This is a genomic window from Ralstonia sp. TCR112, assembly GCF_007997035.1.
Lineage (GTDB): Bacteria > Pseudomonadota > Gammaproteobacteria > Burkholderiales > Burkholderiaceae > Ralstonia > Ralstonia edaphi.
This window is the reverse complement of sequence record NZ_VOSS01000146.1, coordinates 1-506: the sequence shown is the minus strand read 5'-3', so window position 1 is coordinate 506 and position 506 is coordinate 1. Positions and strand designations below refer to the sequence as shown.

Here is a 506-nt window from a genome sequence, read left to right as displayed (position 1 = left end):
CGGCCGCCGCAGGTTCATCACAAAGCCCTGCATGCCCGCGCCATTCCGATGCGGGAATTCGCTCTTGATCAACTCGCCGCTGCGGAACTTCACGCCGACATAGCTCTTGGCCCAGTTCTTGGCACGGTATTCCACCATGGCGTCGTACTCGCCGGCCTTGAACGCTTCCAGGCGGGCGGTTTCGTCCTTGTAGAGCTTGTACTGGATGCGCTCGAAATTGAACGAGCCACGGCGCACGTTCAGATCGCGTCCCCAGTAGTCGGGATTGCGACGGAAGGTAATGCCGCGCGACGGATCGAAGTCACTTCCAGGTCAAGGAAGCCCGAGCCGAGGCCATATTGGCGCTGCAGCTTGAGCAGCGTCGGCAGCACGGTGCCGCGTTTGAACTGCAAGGGCGACACGTTCACCGCGAGCGTCAGGTCATCAGCCAGGCCGCGCTTGTGCCACTCGGCGCGCTGCTGCGCGGCTTCGGTCAAGACCCAGTTGCCGATCTCGACGATCAGCCC

General features: G+C 62.6%; 2 pseudogenes. Both read right to left on the bottom strand.

Annotated elements, in window-relative coordinates:
- Positions 1-300, bottom strand: a pseudogene (locus FUT88_RS24395) (ABC transporter substrate-binding protein); the annotation flags it as partial.
- Positions 240-506, bottom strand: a pseudogene (locus FUT88_RS24390) (hypothetical protein); the annotation flags it as partial. The pseudogenes FUT88_RS24395 and FUT88_RS24390, both read right to left, overlap by 61 nt.